This window comes from Phocaeicola salanitronis DSM 18170, from assembly GCF_000190575.1.
GTDB classification, from domain to species: domain Bacteria; phylum Bacteroidota; class Bacteroidia; order Bacteroidales; family Bacteroidaceae; genus Phocaeicola; species Phocaeicola salanitronis.
Genome location: NC_015164.1, coordinates 3,665,569 through 3,682,595, shown reverse-complemented (window position 1 = coordinate 3,682,595; position 17,027 = coordinate 3,665,569). Strand labels below are relative to the sequence as shown.

The window sequence follows — 17,027 nt, the reverse complement described above, 5'->3', positions numbered from 1 at the left end:
AGTGAAATATAATCCAATTAGGTGGACTTGTTTTTATGTGGAAATTAAGTCCACCTATTTCACCTCCAGTAAGATGCGGTATTCTGCTTCAATTTGCAGTATGGATAAAAAGAAAAACCGCTGATAATGATTGATTATCAGCGGTTTTCGTTGTTTTTCTATTTGCGTGAGTGATCCGCTTGGGGCTCGAACCCAAGACCCCAACATTAAAAGTGTTGTGCTCTACCTGCTGAGCTAGCGAATCAAACCTGTTTGCCATCATTTCTGATTGCGGGTGCAAAGATAGGAACTTTTCTTGAACCTGCAAAACTTTTGAAGATTTTTTTCTGATTATTTCATTTTTCAGGTCTTTTTCCGACATTCTTACTCCGTTTTCCGACCGGATTCCCCCCGTAACGCTTTCTGGTAACATCTCCGGCACAAAGGCTCGTATTCTTCTTTTTCGCCAAGCAACACACGCTTGTCATCCGCTACCGTACGGTGAGAAATGTATGCCAGATCGCCGCATTTCACACAAATGGCATGCACCTTCGTCACCTCATCGGCTATGGCGCACAATCCGGGTATCGGCCCAAAAGGAACACCTTTGTAATCCATGTCCAGACCGGCAATGATAACCCGTACCCCATGATTGGCAAGTTCATTGCAAACATCGGTCAAGCCCTCATCGAAGAACTGCGCCTCATCAATGCCGACCACGTCTATTTCAGAACTAAGCAAAAGAATGCTCGCCGATGTATCTACCGGAGTCGATGGAATAGAATTGTTATCGTGAGAAACCACATCGGATTCAGAATAACGCGTATCAAGGACTGGCTTGAATATCTCTACCCGCTGACGGGCAAAACTGGCACGTTTCAAGCGCCGTATCAGTTCTTCGGTCTTGCCCGAAAACATCGAGCCACATATTACCTCTATGCGCCCGCGGTGTCTGGTTTCTTGCGTATGATCTTCAGAAAATAATACCATAGTTATAATTAGCTTATAAGATGAAAAAATTCACCACAGAAGGTACATAGTATCACCGAAAAAATTTAAATACCCAGTATGTCCCTGTGCCCTCTGTGGCGAAAACAGGCTCTGATTGAAAGCGCAAAAATACATTTTTTGTGGAAAATAGAAAAACTTTTGTGGAAGTATCCGTAGAGATACTTTGCACGGAAGTTGATATGCGGAAATAGTCTTTTAAAACACAGTTTTTGAACACAGAAAACTAACATAGTTTTGTAAACAATTAAAAAATAGATATATGAAAGGACAGTTTTTTATTAATGAGATTGATTACAAATTTAGTCTGAGAGATCGTAAGTCTGATAGGCCTACCCCTGTCTATTTTGTGACTCGTATCACCAACATTCCCGTTAGAGTTTCGTTAAGAGTAAAAGTCTATCCTGAACAATGGAATCCTAAACGTCAAGAGGCGTATCTCAGTTGTCGTCTTTCCGAACTTGATTATCGGAATAATTTAATCGTTAATGAACGTATTAATAAGATCAAGGTCTATTTTTCAGAATTTAAATGCTACCTTTGCGAACACCCTGATGAAATTGAAGAGAAAGCCATCAGGTTACTTAAACAATATATCAACAAAGTTACTATGAAAGAGAAAACCGAAAAGCCAGCCACATTCGTTCTGAAGCAACTCAATGAAGCGAATCAGATCGCCGATTCAAGCAAGAAGCAACATCTTATGAATTTAAATAAGTTTAAGCGTTTTCTTGATAGACACCAAATTCAGGATAGCTGGGATAGCATGAATCTGGAAACATTTAATCGGTATCAAGAGCAACTTGTTAACGAGGATGTTACTCCTACCACAATATCCAATATTGTAAAAGGTACGCTGTTCTCCCTTCTAAAGAAAGCCAGCAAAAGAACTGACATACCTTTTAAATGGGAGCAAAGCAATTTGGAGAGTTTTGAAATAGTGCAGGATAAATCGAATAAAGAACTTGCACGCAATAAGAAGATTGCATTAACAGAAGAACAAGTGCAGCAACTGTATTCATTCCAACCAACCGGTGATGAAAAACGCATAAATCGGTTCACTGAAATCAGGGATCTATTCGTCCTCCAATGCTTGCTAGGGCAGCGGATTAGTGACATGTACAAGTTCTTCTCGGGAGACTATGAATGGGATGAAGAAAATGAAACGGTGTCCATTATCCAACAGAAAACAGGTTCACGCGCCATCATCCCGCTTACTTCCCTATCCAAAGATTTGATTTCCAAATATGCAGGAGTGCCTATTTTATATTATAAGAGTAGCAATGTATCTCAACTGAATAAAGACCTGAAGGTATTAGCTAAAGATGCTGGATTGGATGACCCTATAACCTACGAAGAGAATAGTGTCAAAAAGACCAAACCTTTGTATGAATTAATCCATACACATACGGCAAGACACTCTTTTGTTACCATTATGTGCCGCAAAGGAATCCCTAAAGATGCCATCATCATAGCTACGGGGCATGAAGATACGAAGATGATTGACGAAGTATATGCTCATCTGACCATAAAAGACAAATCCCAAAAAGTTCGTAAAGCTTTTGGTGCAAATAAAATTTCAGATGTGAATCCCAAAGATTCACAAACTTCTGCGGGAAAAGTACAAGATATTGGCACGATGTTGCAAGAATTGTTCAGAGAGAAAGACCTTCTCGATTTAAAAAAACTACTTGATAACAAGGTGGATATATCTTCACTCGAAAAGACTGTTGAGGTGAAAAAATATCTTGAAAATATTAGCCGGGCAGAAAAGTATAGAGCAGCATTGCAAAAGTTTTACCAAGAGAACCCGACTGGATTGAAACAGAGACTCATGGAGATACTACGCATGACCACTTTACTGGATTCCGATTGGAACCTGCTTAGAATAGTTGTCACCACACTACAGGAATTGGGATTGAACTGCATTTATGCTGATGGCACGCACAAATATCCAGGGAAAGCAGCACGGGAAGCATACCTGTTGGTAATAACTAATAAGAATGGAGTAATTATTCAGTGAAACTTATGAGATTTGATAATGTAGCTACAATTCCTATTACAATCATAAACACCCATTAAATGAAAGCTGAATATCAACTGAAAATCCAGACATAATGACAGAGTATCTCATATTACTTTTCTGGACAGCCTTTGGCACAGTTTTTGCATTATAGTTTATTATGAAAACTATAAATTATCGTTTTCAAAAAATGCTCCTTGTTGAAGGTCCAAAATTCAAAACAAAGAGAGTAAATTATTTTATTAATTTAAACTTAAAAGCAAAGGAGAACAGCCTATGAAATAAAAGGTTGAAGTAAAGATTTTTAAAAAGTTAAAAAATCTTAATATTTGATCGTTACTTCAGTTGAACAATGTTGAAAGGATGTTGAAGCGTATTGCAGCAGAAATCCTTCCCGACGGTAAAAGCGTTGTGCAAGATGATTGGATAGAGAATACAGAAACTCTCACAGAACTAAAAAAAATATTGCAAAAGGTTATGTGTTTGAAGGGCAAAGGTGATCTGTCCCAAGAACTCCAATCAGGAATTCGAGAATATGAAAAAAAATATTCCCAAATGTTGTCTGATAAAATAAACAAAGGGAATAGCAGGTGTAGAAACCTGTATTATGGAATGGTTTATACAATATTACAAGATAACGGATTCTACATATTAGGTAAAAATGGAAGCCCTATCTGCATCACCAGTAATACTTTTTGTAAACTATTCAACCTAAATCGGGGTACTATGGAAAATACGTATTTAAAAATAAAATACTATAAGAAACAGAAAAAATTAAAAGATGACAAAAGCCAGGAATGGCTGAAAACATTCAACATAGATAAAGTAAGTAAAATTTATTTTGAATTAGAACAGAAAATTATTAACCTATAAAAAAGGAAGCTCAGAAGAAATTCTGGGCTTTTTTTATATTGCATTTTTCTCTAAACTTTTTGCTTTACAGGTCTTCATATTATTGCAATAGATAAATAAGATTCAGCTTAGAGTAAGCAACAGTTATGCTTACGTTTGTAACTATGCAGCAAATATTTCACCTTTAAATAATTGATAATCAGGACTAATTAAAAAGTGGCAATAACAAATATGAATCAAGATTGGCTAATTTTAGTCATACCTTAATAAATTTGGAGAACTCAACTATCTGAATATCAAGCCTATTTGTTCGCTGGACAGTTATTTGCATTTGCAATCTATGTTACATATCCTTAATTCTAGGCAACTATTTTTTTGTTGCATATTTCCTCTGTGCTATTAATTATACCCCCCCTGAAATAACTTGTAACTTTGCAGAAAATTAATTATAACAAATATGCAACAAAGAAATGACTTAGAAATCGAAAATGGCTTTACGCTTCAGGGTAATGCTACGCCTGACAGTAACTGTAGCGCACAGCCTGTCCAAGCAGAAGGATGTATAGGTAGAAGAGTATCAGGTGGGGCAAACCTACCTAATCCGAAGTTAGGCTGGTGGGATGGGAAACCTTTGCAATCAACTACTGTGTACTATCGTAACCAATTGATAGGGCTTCCTGTATTATATATCAAGGAGAATCGGAATGATATAGACAGAGCAAGCTATTGGCAAGAAGTAGGTAAAAATGTAGGCATAGCCCAACCTATCAAGTTAGCATCAGCACGTGTGGCTGAAGCCGCTGGATTTAGCTTGGGATATAAAGATCCTAAAACAGGGAGGTGGTACCAGGCGGCTGATGACCAAATTGCAAAATCTTACGTTTTGATCGATGGTTATGGGCGCAGTGCCGGACATAATCTTGAATTGGAGAAAGCTATGTCTGACCCTGATTATGAACCTTTTGACATCCCTGTTCTCGTTGATGACGGGCAAGATCCAGATTTGTTGCGGGCACAATTTATATCCATTAACCAGGATGTAAAAAAGACCAACAGATGCGACCTCCTTAGATATGCTGATAAGACCAAGAGGGATCCAAATACCATTTTTTATGATGGTCTGCTCAAGGAAAACTTCGTTTCAAAGGCCGCTCAGAATTATGCCTATGGAAGAGAGTTGAGGACTAAGGATATTAAGGATATCAGTAGTGGTAAGACTATTTCTGTAGATACTGAACTGACGGGTGCCATGCAGCAATCATTGGAAGTATATAAAAAGGTACTCTTCGGTAGTGGCTCTGCAAAAATCTTGAAAGGGGTTCCTTTAGCAGCTTGGACAAGGGATAAACTCAGAACGACCATAGATAAAGCTGGCATGCTGGAGAAAATATCTGTGAAGTTTAAGAATATGACAGCTATGCAACTTGCCCAGCTTCAAGAGGCCAGAGGCGTGAAAGGAGATAAGACCCAAACTACGGAAATTGTCCTAAGAAGGATATTTGATGAAATTTTGGGAGAATAAGTAATTTGTTTAACAATTGGGGTGGCGTTATACCACTCCTATTAAAATAAGCATTTATGAAAAATGAAAATTTATTAAACTCGCCGGTTCTAACTATACCGGGCAAACCCTCTTATAAAACGCTAGGGGAGGTAGTAAATGAATATTTAGCTAACGAAAATGCCTTAATGCAGCTAGCTATGCAGAAATCGGCTCCAATACGGACAAAGGAACTGAGGGAATCTCAAAATCTGAAACCTGATGGAATAAGATGGACTGTCACCATGGATCCCATTGAACTGACTGACGGGTACATATTAGACTATGAGTTTGAGCACAATGACCGAAAGAACTCATTTCTGTACCATATAGTAAAAGAGTGTTATATTGTGAATAGCGGGTATATGACATTGATTCCAATTGCCGTGAGTGGAAATCCTGATAAAACATTGGTGTTTATAGAAGACGTACTCATCAAGCAATTGAAAATAGCCACAAAGATGGATCTTTCTAATTTGTTACAATTAAATGTGACTATGGATATTAGCCATTCAAAGATCAAGACCGATGTCGTAAAGAATGAGGTCATTTGGGAATTTTACGGTGGGAAAGTCACTGGAAGAATTGAACAAGGCTATTATGTATTTCATAGGCTTCTACAATGCAACATTACTCCCGTGAGTGAATTTGTTAAATATTTAAATAAACTTCTTCACATCTAATTATGAGAAAATATAAAGCAAAACCGGACAAAAGCATCCAAGGTTATTGGATGCGTTACTCATCCAAATACAATCTTTGGGTGAACTGGAATGGAGACCGTGTGTATCGTGAATATAATAAGTCATCCTTAAACCGTTTCCTTAAGATTAATATCAGGTCAGACGGATCAAAATTCCTAAACCTGAAATCTCCCGGAATAGTTGAACTGGATGAACTCGTGGCAGATTGCTATGTTCCCAAACCTGTGGATGGGAAAACATACGGGCTTACCCATAAAGACGGAAACTTAGGCAACTGCAATGCTTCAAACCTGGAGTGGAAAGAAGTCAAAAACTATTCTCTGCTCTCCACGATAAGGGAAGCTCTAAAAGGTATATGGGTAAAATTCGATGGCACAGTCTGGAAAGAAAAGAGTGCGAAGAACCGAATTCCGATTGTAAAGGACATCGGTGACAGTGATACTGATAGGATGGTACCTATTCCTGAACCTTATATCAGCTACCGAGTCAAAAACAAGTATGGGGGTTATGATGACAAACATATCTCAATGGATAATTTGATGGATATGGCTGAATTTGTGAACGGGGACAAGTCGGGAATGAGAAACCCCGGGGTACTCCACAAGGACGGGGACTATCTTAATTTCAGTGACGATAATCTGGAGTGGGTGGAAAAAGATTCTCCCGAGTACCAGGAATATATGCGGAAGAAGAAAGAGGATCTGGAGAGGAGGACTATCGAATTGAATCCCAACCACCCCAATCCACTGATGAAATTCGGAAATTGATATTTAATGATAAAATTTGCAGGAATGAGTAACAACAGTAAAATTGCATGGACACAAGCCACCTGGAATCCTGTTACCGGCTGTGAGAAAACCAGTGACGGATGCAAGAACTGTTATGCTGAACAATTGGTCAAAAGATTGAAAGCTATGGGACAAGCCAAATATCAGAACGGTTTTACCCCAACTCTTCATCCCGGAAGTTTGAATGAACCTTTGAAATGGAAAAATCCCAGACTAGTGTTTCTTCCAAGCATGGGGGACTTGTTTCATAAAGATATTCCATTCAGTTTTATTGATCAAGTGATGGATGTCATCTTGAAATGTCCGCAGCATACGTTCCAGATCCTGACCAAACGTGCGGAGAGGATGAATGACTATTTTTCGTCTCGTCCAATTCTTGAAAATGTATGGCTGGGATGCACAGTGGAGAATCAATCAACTAAATGGAGGATGGATTGTCTAAGACAGCTGAAAGCTCCCGTCAACTTCATCAGTCATGAACCTCTACTGGAAGACTTGGGTATGCTGGACTATACTAACATTGATTGGGTGATTGCTGGCGGAGAATCGGGGAATAAAGCCAGAAAGATGGAAAAATCCTGGGTGTTGAACATCAAAGCCCAATGTGATGCCTCTGGAACAGCTTTCTTCTTCAAGCAATGGGGGACTTGGGGTGAGGACGGAGTAAAGAGAAGCACCAAGGCTAACAGGCATTTATTGGATGGAGCAGAATATCAGGCTTATCCTATCCCGAAAAAGAAGCCCTGAATGAAATGAGAGCAAAGGAGATAGGTACTTTTGACGGTACTTGCCTCCTTTTTTGTTTTTTACTCTCCGAACACTTGCCTCATACGGTATTTTTGTCCCTCCAGTTTCTTCGCATAAAGCTTGGAACGCTCGCTGCCGAAAAGGGAACGGTTCGCATTATAGTTGTTGATGACCATGCCTTCGATGTCAGGTTCAGAAATTCCGTGTCTCCCAAATGTAGCTTTGAGATAATCCAGGGCATTCTCATACAGGACTCCATACAGGCATAACCATTTGGCTCTGGATAAGATGGACTGATGCCTGTGCCCGTCTTCATAGGAATCGGGGTAATCTTTCCTCCAACGGCTATTCACGTAATTCACCAGCGTCTTGTCTTTCCATAGAAGCTGAAAGGAACTGTTCTGCTCTATTTCCTGCTGCGTATGGATGAAGAACTTACTGGATCCTCCTTGGTTGTATGTTTTCTTGGCAGGTTCGGGAATACAAGGGTCATACTCGAAATGATAAGGTTCAAGGGTTTCTTTCTCCGGATTAACCCATATCTCCGGGTCATAACACAGGAAACAGGAACGGGTAAGATTGGAACATTTCTTATCAAATTCTTCCGTGTGGGGATATAATTTCTGCTTGACTTGCTGGAAGAGGTTATAATGATATTCGGGATTGGTATTATCATGTATCATTACGGCTTTTATCCCTTTATTGCTCGGGGAAAACCAGACAGCATAAAGGTGAAGAGGATTGGCATAACGGATGAGTTTCTGTTTAAATGCTTCCGCTGCTTCATGGTCTGGGAATTTATCAAAGTCAAGAACCAGAAGATTGGAATATTCCTGTAGATTCCCCAAGTCATCATTCCTGTATCTGAATATCCCCGAAGCTACGATCATCGGCAATTTGTTCTTCTCACGTTTATAATCTTCTTCCGTTGTTTGCTGCCGGACGATTCCTGTCTGTTCTTTCAATCCACGCCCTGTCTGGATCTGTTCAAGAATATAGTCAAGGTTATAATAAAGACGGCTTCTTGAATCTTCCGAATTATTGTAATAGCTGACTGTTTTTCTAAACCGGGTCTCGACAAGATTGATATGCTCATCCTTACAGGCTGTATAAGCTGCATGATCTGTATGAAGATGCAGGGCTGTTATTTGTTGTTCTATTGAATTATCCATAGGTTGTTTCTTTTAGTTTGATTATTAGTTTAATTGAGTAGTGAACCTTCCAAGAGATCGTTCGGCTTTTCCTCTGACAGGAAAGCCTCACCTCTCAGCGGCTTCGTCTCTTGGAAGACCCCCTACTATTCATTGAGGATGTCACGAAAGGGAATATAGACAAATGAAATAAACAAGTGAAGGGAGGAACTTCGTCCTCTCCAAAGTGATAAGAAAAGAGGGATTTTTTTCTATCACTTTAGCTGCCGCGAAGCGGGATGTCTTATCTTATTCATATTCAATATATTAAAAACTTATATTTTATACTTACCCCCTTTTTTTCTTATTCTCTATATATATTATTGTGTTCATCAAAAAATAGGGGGTAGCTCTTTATCCTTCATTCTTTCCTGTTATCCTCCGTCTTAATCCGTCATAAGGGCTTGTATTTCTTTTAAGCTTCTGATGGTCAACGTGATTTTAAGTTTCTTCAGGGTTTCAACCAGGCTTCTATACCTCCCCCTTTCCTGTTTATTCCGGGTTATTCCAAGTTGCTGTAAATAAGGGAATGTCACTTCTTTTATGTATTCCCTTCCCTGAATAATGGCTTCCTGCATCTTCTTGTCATACTGGGCTAGCTTGATGATTTCCTTCTTGGTGTTGCTCCTGATCTTCATTTCTTCCAGCTTCTTCTTCCAGTCATCATGTTTCTTCTTATACTTCCTGACAGCCGTTCTGTTCTCATTGAAATAGTCATCCATTCTCCCGATAAACTTCTTGTCAAAATCATCGGTATAATAAACGGTATAGATTTCTCCCTCTATGTGTTTCCTGATTCCTATACGGGTAATCAACTGGCTGAAAAACCAATCCTTCTGGTCGCTTGTACAGGTTTCTGTCCCGTAAGCTTTTCTGATCTTTGCAGATTCGGTATTGGGAAGGTTCCAGTCGCCACAAAGGATAATCTGCTCGATGTCCCTGTAACTGTTCGTGCTTTTATTGTCCGTGGCTCCATAATAGGTAACGGTGAACAAAGAAGGATCCACTTTCTTATTCACCAGAGCTTTTCTCATCCTGTCGGCATACTCAGAAATCCCCGGACTATCTTTCTTATCCTCCACGTCTTTCCAGCATACCACTAAGGTCGGTTTCTTTATGAGCCTGGCGATACGTGAGATGAAAGAACTGAACAGCTTGGGATCATTCGCTTCCCTGACTAATCCGAACTTTATCTCCTTGAACTCGGTGACGGTGTTGTACTTCTTGTCTACATCCAAAAGCTTGAAGCAGGAAGAATCCTTAAAGAGAAGATTGCCTGCGCCTTCAAAGATCAGCACATGGGTCTTGATTCCTATTCCCTCGGGACATAAATCAACCGGGTAAAAGGTGATCCCGTTTTTCTCTTTACCCGATAAGAGCCAAGAATCATAATACTTGGGGATCAGTTTCAGCACCACTTCTCTCTTTATCCGGTTGATCTTGAAATTGCCGCTGAAGAAATCCGACCTGGTATCTCGAAGGAATTTATCATAATACAGATTCAGTTCGTTCGCATCCTTACAGACAATATGACCATCCACGTCCGTTTTCCCGAATATTCCCAGCATCTCCTTACCGAACTCGATGAAAGGTCTGATGAAGGTGGGAGTCTCGTCAAAGACCACATACTTCCTCAAATCTTCTCTGGACATAAGGCTTTTGAAGTCTCCGTCGAATGCTTCAACTTTACCTTGGGGGCGGTAGATAAGAAAGTAGTTGATAAGGTCGGTCCAGAACCGTACATGGGTAATAAGGATAACCTTTTTCTCCATCAGTATATCGGGATTGTCACGGTACAGGGAAAGGTGATAGGCATAATCTTTGTCGCTGGAAACAATCATTACCTCATCCTGCCGCAAATCACAGGTCGGATCATTCACCAGTTCCTCCTGAATCCACCGGTACATCTTTCCCAGTTCTTCTTTGGTGTCGACACAATATAAAATACCCTCATCATACTTCTGCCGGATCAGACTCTTGATGGATTCTGTTTTCCCAGATCCCATACCTGAAGAGATGATGTACCCTCCACATTCATCGGGAACATCTATCTCTCCCGTCTTCAGGGACATCAGGAAACCGGAACCTCCTTCATGGGGAGTGATATGGTACAGCTCTTTCATTTTCTTGTTCCTCCTTTCCCTTTCAGATCATCTATCACCGTCCAGTCATCCCTATGCCTTTCAAGGAGAAATTCATAGAAAGACCATACATCGGATTCGTCAAAATAGCCTTCATCAAAATCAGGCTCGCATTCTTCCCAAGCCTTCAGGTCGTGCCGGATCTGTTCCAGCAGCTCTGACTTTTTCTTGATTTCTTTTTTCTCTCTCATAATTATTAGGATTTTATTTTCTGATATAATTTCAGTTATAAGGAATAAGCCTTGTCTGTAAACTCTTTTTAGAATGACAGGCAATCCTTTTTCCATAAATGAGGTCTTCAAGCGGTACGAATCGCGTTTTTGTCATTACAAACAAACTACAGCAATACGGATATATTGCAGAAGGACAAGAAAGAAACCACTATACCATTAATTTTTCATCTTTGGCATAGTGGTTTTGAAATATGATTATAAAACGTAGAAAACAGGTTACTTGATTCTGAGCACCACCGAATGAGGCGTTACTTCCATCTTCATCCACCTCACTTTATCAGCCCCAAGCAGTTCTGCCGATTCTTTATAAGCCATCTTGAAATCAGATTGTCCCAGCTTATAAGGGCTATAACCGAATGGGGCAATCTGAAACTTAGAGGGAAGTTGAAAGCCATTATATCCTTCTCCCGTTACCATAAAAGCATCAGCGTCAATCATATCTTTGGTCAGATCCACATTATTCTGCTTGTAATAATCCGTAAATCTTATGAAAATCAGGGAAATCATATTGGAGTCTGTATGGATGCTGAAATTTACTTTCCCTTCGCCAATATAATCATCCAAGTTTTCCTGTACCACATCCTTTATCTCCTGGTCTGTCATAAGAGCCGTATCATAAATCTTGCCGACTACGAAGATCTTTTTAGATAGTCGTGGCGTTGTCTGAGTGTTGTTATTTCCGTTCATAGTTCAATCTCTCCATCCGTTAAAATTCAATCTTCATTACTATCCTGTCACTATAACACCTGATACCTATATACTCCACCTCCTGCTTCCGATAAAATAGGAGTAGCGTCTTATAGAACCGGATAAAAGCACTCATATCGGTATAGAAATTTTTCCCGGCAAAGTTTAGGGGATAGAGCAAAGGATATCCGCCAAACTTCTCAGGTAAAAAGGCTTCGATTCCAATGCTCAAGATAAGATTCATATCACAGTCAAAGATCACGGGTTCATTTGGATCTGTCAGGAGGTCACGGATAAATACCATAGTGATGCCTGATTCACTTAGTTCCTGAACCCTGAATTGTACTAATCCTCCAGTGCTTTCATCCAAGTTCTCCTGTACTGCCATTTCTATTTCTTCGGCACTCATCCCCGTATCAAGTAATGCACCATTCGCAATAAAGTAATTCTTCATAGTACTTGCTTCGTTTTTTGTGATTTAATGATTAGTTCTATCCCATACTCCCTTTTCAGGTAATTCTTCAACCCCTCATAAGCGTCCACACGTTTTCTTTCCCGTGGCATGATTTCCAACGCTTCTTTGAGGGTGAGATTAATAGAGAGTCCGGCTAATGAAGAAAGACTGCCGTATTTTTCCTGAAGGGCGGCGATGTCTTTCTTGTATTTTTCAGGGATAGGTTTGTTGCTGTCTTTTTTTACGCTTACACTTGGCACAGCGTTTTCCAAGCGATTAGAAACTGAAAAATGTTCCATTCCTAATATTCTGGCTATAAATTGTTCTAACATAAAACATTGATTTATTCCAAATATTAGGATTTGGGCGGATGAAAAACGCGAAATCGTCATTTGAGGACAAAAAAGAAACGCACCAAAACCTACTAATAAGTCTTAGTGCGTTTATAAAAAGTGTCTCATTTTATTATTTCATTGTATATCAATCTTTCGAATAAACATATAACATCGTTCCTTATTGCCTACATTTAAAGTCGTTAAGACTTCCATAGATTGGGCATAACCGATTGAATTTTCCTGAATAATATCTGTAACTTCCATTACTTTCTTACTTGATACAGAATCGTTTCCTATTGAAATTATAGTTTGACTTTTGATTGATGTTAAGCCACTTGAAAATTGACTGACCTGACGAGCATTTTTAATTTGCGCTATGCGATTCATAGCCCTTTGAGAATTGGATGCAGGAATTAAGACCACAGACAATAAATAATCATTCTCATAATCAGATACAATTTTAACTCCTTCAAATGGAGAGTTCTGATACATTCTAACTAAGAAGTTTCTCAATCTTGTCTGCTCTTGATTGAAATTCTGAGCAAAACTATAGGTTAAAAACAAAAAATAGAATAAGATGAATAAAATAATTCTCATAAGTATATGTACAAAATTAATTAATATTTCATCACAATGGAATATTCAAAAGTAAAAAAACTACATATTCTCTGCAATAATATAATCGAACTATAGGTTGTTTGCTCAATTTATTTTAGTCAATAAACCAATGCAAAATAATATTTGAGATTTAGATTGTTATATATTCATTAATTATCTGCGAAACACTAATAATGTTTTACACTAATATTGGAGATTTTCATTAATTCATCTAATGAATACCGTAAAGTTAAATCAATAGTAGAATATAGCTTTAAATCCCTATCAAATAAACCTAACAAATATGTGACAGAATCATATGTGCCAGAATTTCCTTCAATAATAAAACGCGATGAATTACTTCCAAAAAGCCCATCAATTTCAGAAAAACGCTTTGCTTTTGTATGACAATAATAGTATTGACGATCATAACCAACGGCAAAACCAGATATTAAAAATTGATTACGAGAAGTATAATTATAATCATAAAAATCGCTATAAATAAATTTATATTCTCCTATATTATCTATCACTTTAAATGACAAGACTTCTTGAAGGATATCCTTTTGTAAAAGAGAGAAGAAATTATATAAATCATCTCTTGTGTTTCGTAAATAATAATACCCACCATCGTTACTATTTTGTATTGCTATGTTAGTAATATTTAGTTTCATTTTTCTATATTCTTCTTGCTCTATATACGGCAATGATATTGCTTGTAATGTATTATAGAAAATATCCCGAATCAAGTTAATATTATCATTTACTTTTATTTCAACTTGAGCATCGCAATGATATTCAGTGGAATCAGAATCTTGATATTCTGTAGGATCTTCCACTTGAATTTCATAATCAAATATATAAGGTAAAAATGATTTAATTTCTTTACGCAAATTTTGTAATGCCTTCATTTCATTTTCGGCATACAATTTATTCATCTTAACTTTTGTAGCAAATAGGGCTCCAGCCAATTCAGTCTGACCACCTTTAGATTTAGTATACTCAACTAATTTTCCAATAGAAACTATAGCTTTTAGCGTAATAAAATATTTTCCATCCCTTTGGAACTCTGTGACATAGCTAAAATTCTTAATACTACCAGAAGATACAGTTATTATCTCATCTTTTACCAGCTTATCATTAAGAATTTCTGAGTTGCTGGAAACAAATGTTCCAAAAGTTTGTTCAATAGCACTGCGTAAGGCTACATTGGTGGCTTCCTCCTTGTTATAGCCATCACCTGAAACTACTAAAGTTACTTCGTCTGAATTTTTTAATGCTTCCTGAGCACTCGAATATAGTGCTACACCTAAGCTCATAATAATGAGAAAGAAAAGTTTTTTCAATGTTACCATGATAATAAATTCCCTATTAAGTTAATCGGTTGAAAATTGCTTGATAAAAAGTCATATCCTAACTGAATACAGGTATTAAGCAGGTCTGCGCTGTTTTGTTCTTCTTGTAGTTTCAATTCCTGCTCATGTTCATACTGTTTCAGCATAAATTCCCATTCCCTTTCCTCATCTGTCTGAAGTTTTCTGTTCATAGAATCCAAAAGTTCCTGCACCTGTTTTTGGGTACTTGGGCTTGGTTTTATTTCTCTGAGATAACCGACCGCTTTCTTAGCACCGTCTTTGGTCGGGTTACTGTTCCAAGCCTGTTGAGCCTGAGACAACAAAGAAAGATTCTCATATTCCGTTTTCTCGAAATAGATTCTTTTCAGTTGAGCCAAGACATCATTATAGCAGTCCACTCCATAAGGAACCAAAGAAAGCTGATAAATTGCCTTGTCATATTCCTTGTTTTGGGCATTGATTTCTGCCTCCTGAATAATGCTTCCGCAACGTTCCGAATAAAATTGTACAATTCGATCCTTAGCTTCCTGAATAAACTTGGAATAAGCATCATTGGACTTTATTTGTGAGAAAGCATTGATTTGAGATTTGGTTTCATTCGTGCCTATTCCTGTATAGGTTTCCGAATAAGTGGAATAAACGATATTGTCCACAGCATCGCCAATCTTGTAAGTTATCTCCAGTTCTTGGGAAATCCTTTGGGGCATACCATTTATTATATGCTTATCGGCTATGTGTACTTTGGCTGTTATATAGAACCTGTCGCTATAGTTTTTCCCAAGTACATCATTATCTGAAAGCAGGCGTGAAACCTTGTCCGAAAGATAGTCCCTGCTTTCTTTCGACAAGGATGTATTTTCGGATATATATACATTAATAGCTATTCTGCTTGTTTTCGGATAAACAACCAATGAAAACAATGCCAATAAGCAGAATGTTGATACAATCCTTTTCATCATTTTTCTCCTATGATTAATGTTGCTTTTCCCAGCCCTTGCATCACTATTTTGGAAGTAATATTGTAAGGGGCTTTTTGCAAATGTTTCTGTAATCCTCTGACAAAGCCTCTTGCATCCAAAGCCATTCCTCTTTGAACCAATGGAATGCGTACTTGCTCAAACCGTGCAAAATTCTCGGTAGCGTCACTCAGGTTGAACTGACTGTTTACGGTGTTCTCTGATAGCCATTCTTGAATGTGCCAGAGCAATTCATCCCCGTTATACTCTGTTTCCAAGTTCACATCCGAGTTATCCCAGACTTGCAGGTTCAAGGCTATTTCCCTGCCATTGGCCTGCATTTCCTGATAGAAACCGTCCATCTGTTCATCGAACTTCTTGATATGCCCCTTTATGATGGATTCTATCTGGACAGGTACTATATCCTTGTTCCGTTCTTTAGTACCCGTAGCAGTCGCAATTCTCTTATCTGTATAAGTATCAAAGGCTTCCATCGTGAAGGTGATAGCTTCCCTTGTGACGTTCCAATTTATCTGAATAAGGATATCTGATTTCACCCTTTGTTTCAGCATATCCAAGGGTGACATGGCCAGTCCTGCATGACTTGTGCTGCTGAAGGTAACATCATTTTCAGCCATTTCGGTATCTAAGGATTTGGCTGCCTGTTCCGCATCTTTCAGGCTATAGCCTTGTTCCGTAAGCAACTCTCCTATCTTACTAATGACAGGATTTAGTTCGCTATCTTCCAGAAAAGCTCTGCGATAATCGGCACTTACAACTTTACTTCCCTGATTATCGTAAGTTTTGGTAAAGTAACGGGCTGAACACCAGTTATCACTTGGAAGAATCATAATAGTCGGTTTCTTCGCTTGTTGGGCAAAAAGCGATAATGAAAGGAAACCGAGCATGAATGATAAAGAAATAAAAACTCTCATAGTCACTAATATCATATTTTCACAATATATGCGTCAAGTTGATTTATAAATACATCAATAAACTCCTGGATTGTTCCACCATTTAAGCCTGGAGGAATTGTATAAGTTGAATCTATAAATTCTTGAAAAAAGTCATTACTCCTTGGGTTGACAATCAACCGTAAAATGTGGGGTGACATTTGGTCGCTATTATCTGTACACGCAAATGCTTCAAATAGGTTATCGAGAAGTGCTCTATTTTGATCACTTTTCTTGATAAAATAAACGCTACTACATGGATTTTCTAATAAGGCTTTCCATAAAAAAGCATTTGGAGCGATATAGAATACTAATAAAACTTCATGTGCATCTGTTATTGGATTTAACAGTTCATTTTTTAATTGAGATAATGCTGGACTCATAGTTTTTTCTCCTATCTACTACAAGCCTCCAAGTAGTAATTAGATTAACAAAAAGAAGGCGCGAGGCTTGTCCTGCTATTCATCAAGATCTGGTGTCTGGAA

The 17,027-nt window shown here is 38.3% G+C and carries 18 protein-coding genes and 1 tRNA gene; 6 read left to right on the top strand and 13 right to left on the bottom strand.

The features are described from left to right. Positions 1–171: 171 nt before the first annotated feature. Together BACSA_RS15675 and BACSA_RS15670 are read right to left on the bottom strand one after the other, a co-directional pair. A tRNA-Lys gene (locus BACSA_RS15675) sits at positions 172–244 on the bottom strand. A gap of 119 nt (positions 245–363) precedes the next feature. Continuing rightward, positions 364–969, bottom strand: coding sequence for a thymidine kinase (locus BACSA_RS15670; RefSeq protein WP_013619006.1), 606 nt, complete (start codon positions 967–969; stop codon positions 364–366). Between the two features lie 280 nt (positions 970–1,249). Between BACSA_RS15670 and BACSA_RS15665 the strand changes: the two genes are divergently transcribed. From BACSA_RS15665 to BACSA_RS15640, 6 genes are all read left to right on the top strand, one after another. Further along, entirely contained in the window at positions 1,250–3,010 is a 1,761-nt protein-coding gene (locus tag BACSA_RS15665) for a tyrosine-type recombinase/integrase (RefSeq protein ID WP_013619005.1), read from the top strand. Positions 3,011–3,373: 363 nt separating this feature from the next. Next, on the top strand, positions 3,374–3,883 hold the full coding sequence (locus tag BACSA_RS15660; protein ID WP_013619004.1) for a hypothetical protein: 510 nt from the start codon (positions 3,374–3,376) through the stop codon (positions 3,881–3,883). 436 nt (positions 3,884–4,319) lie between these two features. Then, positions 4,320–5,384 (top strand): toll/interleukin-1 receptor domain-containing protein, encoded by a 1,065-nt coding sequence (locus BACSA_RS15655; protein ID WP_013619003.1) that lies wholly within the window; start codon positions 4,320–4,322, stop codon positions 5,382–5,384. Between the two features lie 56 nt (positions 5,385–5,440). Then, the gene (locus tag BACSA_RS15650; protein ID WP_013619002.1) at positions 5,441–6,085 is read left to right on the top strand and encodes a hypothetical protein; all 645 of its coding nucleotides are present in this window, start codon (positions 5,441–5,443) and stop codon (positions 6,083–6,085) included. A 2-nt stretch (positions 6,086–6,087) separates the two neighbouring features. Further along, a complete protein-coding gene (locus BACSA_RS15645) occupies positions 6,088–6,873 on the top strand; it encodes a hypothetical protein (protein ID WP_013619001.1) in 786 nt (261 codons plus the stop codon). A gap of 24 nt (positions 6,874–6,897) precedes the next feature. Further along, complete coding sequence (locus BACSA_RS15640) at positions 6,898–7,641, top strand: phage Gp37/Gp68 family protein (protein ID WP_013619000.1); 744 nt, start codon at positions 6,898–6,900, stop codon at positions 7,639–7,641. 59 nt (positions 7,642–7,700) lie between these two features. On the opposite strand, the gene BACSA_RS15635 is transcribed toward BACSA_RS15640, so the two are convergent. The 11 genes from BACSA_RS15635 to BACSA_RS15585 form a co-directional block, all read right to left on the bottom strand. Beyond that, positions 7,701–8,813, bottom strand: coding sequence for a BT4734/BF3469 family protein (locus BACSA_RS15635; protein WP_013618999.1), 1,113 nt, complete (start codon positions 8,811–8,813; stop codon positions 7,701–7,703). Positions 8,814–9,217: 404 nt separating this feature from the next. After that, positions 9,218–10,954, bottom strand: a complete 1,737-nt coding sequence (locus BACSA_RS15630) for a hypothetical protein (protein ID WP_013618998.1) — start codon at positions 10,952–10,954, stop codon at positions 9,218–9,220. Continuing rightward, on the bottom strand, positions 10,951–11,163 hold the full coding sequence (locus BACSA_RS15625) for a hypothetical protein (RefSeq protein WP_013618997.1): 213 nt from the start codon (positions 11,161–11,163) through the stop codon (positions 10,951–10,953). Before BACSA_RS15625 ends, BACSA_RS15630 begins: the two co-directional genes overlap by 4 nt. Before the next feature lie 258 nt (positions 11,164–11,421). Further along, positions 11,422–11,808 (bottom strand): hypothetical protein, encoded by a 387-nt coding sequence (locus BACSA_RS15620; RefSeq protein ID WP_052306001.1) that lies wholly within the window; start codon positions 11,806–11,808, stop codon positions 11,422–11,424. 103 nt (positions 11,809–11,911) lie between these two features. Next, on the bottom strand, positions 11,912–12,346 hold the full coding sequence (locus BACSA_RS15615) for a hypothetical protein (protein WP_013618995.1): 435 nt from the start codon (positions 12,344–12,346) through the stop codon (positions 11,912–11,914). Next, a complete protein-coding gene (locus BACSA_RS15610; protein WP_013618994.1) occupies positions 12,343–12,678 on the bottom strand; it encodes a hypothetical protein in 336 nt (111 codons plus the stop codon). Before BACSA_RS15610 ends, BACSA_RS15615 begins: the two co-directional genes overlap by 4 nt. 138 nt (positions 12,679–12,816) lie before the next feature. Then, the gene (locus BACSA_RS15605) at positions 12,817–13,278 is read right to left on the bottom strand and encodes a hypothetical protein (protein WP_013618993.1); all 462 of its coding nucleotides are present in this window, start codon (positions 13,276–13,278) and stop codon (positions 12,817–12,819) included. A gap of 188 nt (positions 13,279–13,466) precedes the next feature. Continuing rightward, positions 13,467–14,633, bottom strand: a complete 1,167-nt coding sequence (locus BACSA_RS15600) for a hypothetical protein (protein ID WP_013618992.1) — start codon at positions 14,631–14,633, stop codon at positions 13,467–13,469. Further along, entirely contained in the window at positions 14,627–15,592 is a 966-nt protein-coding gene (locus BACSA_RS15595) for a hypothetical protein (protein WP_013618991.1), read from the bottom strand. The genes BACSA_RS15600 and BACSA_RS15595 overlap by 7 nt, the downstream gene beginning before the upstream one ends. Further along, positions 15,589–16,524, bottom strand: a complete 936-nt coding sequence (locus tag BACSA_RS15590; RefSeq protein WP_041584462.1) for a DUF6175 family protein — start codon at positions 16,522–16,524, stop codon at positions 15,589–15,591. The genes BACSA_RS15595 and BACSA_RS15590 overlap by 4 nt, the downstream gene beginning before the upstream one ends. A gap of 11 nt (positions 16,525–16,535) precedes the next feature. Next, positions 16,536–16,925, bottom strand: coding sequence for a hypothetical protein (locus tag BACSA_RS15585; RefSeq protein WP_041584079.1), 390 nt, complete (start codon positions 16,923–16,925; stop codon positions 16,536–16,538). Positions 16,926–17,027 lie beyond the last annotated feature (102 nt).

Excerpts from the sequence above, each read along its gene's own strand:
- BACSA_RS15670 (WP_013619006.1), bottom strand. The coding sequence starts at position 969 with ATGGTATTATTTTCTGAAGATCATACGCAAGAAACCAGACACCGCGGG.
- BACSA_RS15665 (WP_013619005.1), top strand. The coding sequence starts at position 1,250 with ATGAAAGGACAGTTTTTTATTAATGAGATTGATTACAAATTTAGTCTG.
- BACSA_RS15660 (WP_013619004.1), top strand. The coding sequence starts at position 3,374 with ATGTTGAAGCGTATTGCAGCAGAAATCCTTCCCGACGGTAAAAGCGTT.
- BACSA_RS15655 (WP_013619003.1), top strand. The coding sequence starts at position 4,320 with ATGCAACAAAGAAATGACTTAGAAATCGAAAATGGCTTTACGCTTCAG.
- BACSA_RS15650 (WP_013619002.1), top strand. The coding sequence starts at position 5,441 with ATGAAAAATGAAAATTTATTAAACTCGCCGGTTCTAACTATACCGGGC.
- BACSA_RS15645 (WP_013619001.1), top strand. The coding sequence starts at position 6,088 with ATGAGAAAATATAAAGCAAAACCGGACAAAAGCATCCAAGGTTATTGG.
- BACSA_RS15640 (WP_013619000.1), top strand. The coding sequence starts at position 6,898 with ATGAGTAACAACAGTAAAATTGCATGGACACAAGCCACCTGGAATCCT.
- BACSA_RS15635 (WP_013618999.1), bottom strand. The coding sequence starts at position 8,813 with ATGGATAATTCAATAGAACAACAAATAACAGCCCTGCATCTTCATACA.
- BACSA_RS15630 (WP_013618998.1), bottom strand. The coding sequence starts at position 10,954 with ATGAAAGAGCTGTACCATATCACTCCCCATGAAGGAGGTTCCGGTTTC.
- BACSA_RS15625 (WP_013618997.1), bottom strand. The coding sequence starts at position 11,163 with ATGAGAGAGAAAAAAGAAATCAAGAAAAAGTCAGAGCTGCTGGAACAG.
- BACSA_RS15620 (WP_052306001.1), bottom strand. The coding sequence starts at position 11,808 with ATGACAGACCAGGAGATAAAGGATGTGGTACAGGAAAACTTGGATGAT.
- BACSA_RS15615 (WP_013618995.1), bottom strand. The coding sequence starts at position 12,346 with ATGAAGAATTACTTTATTGCGAATGGTGCATTACTTGATACGGGGATG.
- BACSA_RS15610 (WP_013618994.1), bottom strand. The coding sequence starts at position 12,678 with ATGTTAGAACAATTTATAGCCAGAATATTAGGAATGGAACATTTTTCA.
- BACSA_RS15605 (WP_013618993.1), bottom strand. The coding sequence starts at position 13,278 with ATGAGAATTATTTTATTCATCTTATTCTATTTTTTGTTTTTAACCTAT.
- BACSA_RS15600 (WP_013618992.1), bottom strand. The coding sequence starts at position 14,633 with ATGGTAACATTGAAAAAACTTTTCTTTCTCATTATTATGAGCTTAGGT.
- BACSA_RS15595 (WP_013618991.1), bottom strand. The coding sequence starts at position 15,592 with ATGATGAAAAGGATTGTATCAACATTCTGCTTATTGGCATTGTTTTCA.
- BACSA_RS15590 (WP_041584462.1), bottom strand. The coding sequence starts at position 16,524 with ATGAGAGTTTTTATTTCTTTATCATTCATGCTCGGTTTCCTTTCATTA.
- BACSA_RS15585 (WP_041584079.1), bottom strand. The coding sequence starts at position 16,925 with ATGAGTCCAGCATTATCTCAATTAAAAAATGAACTGTTAAATCCAATA.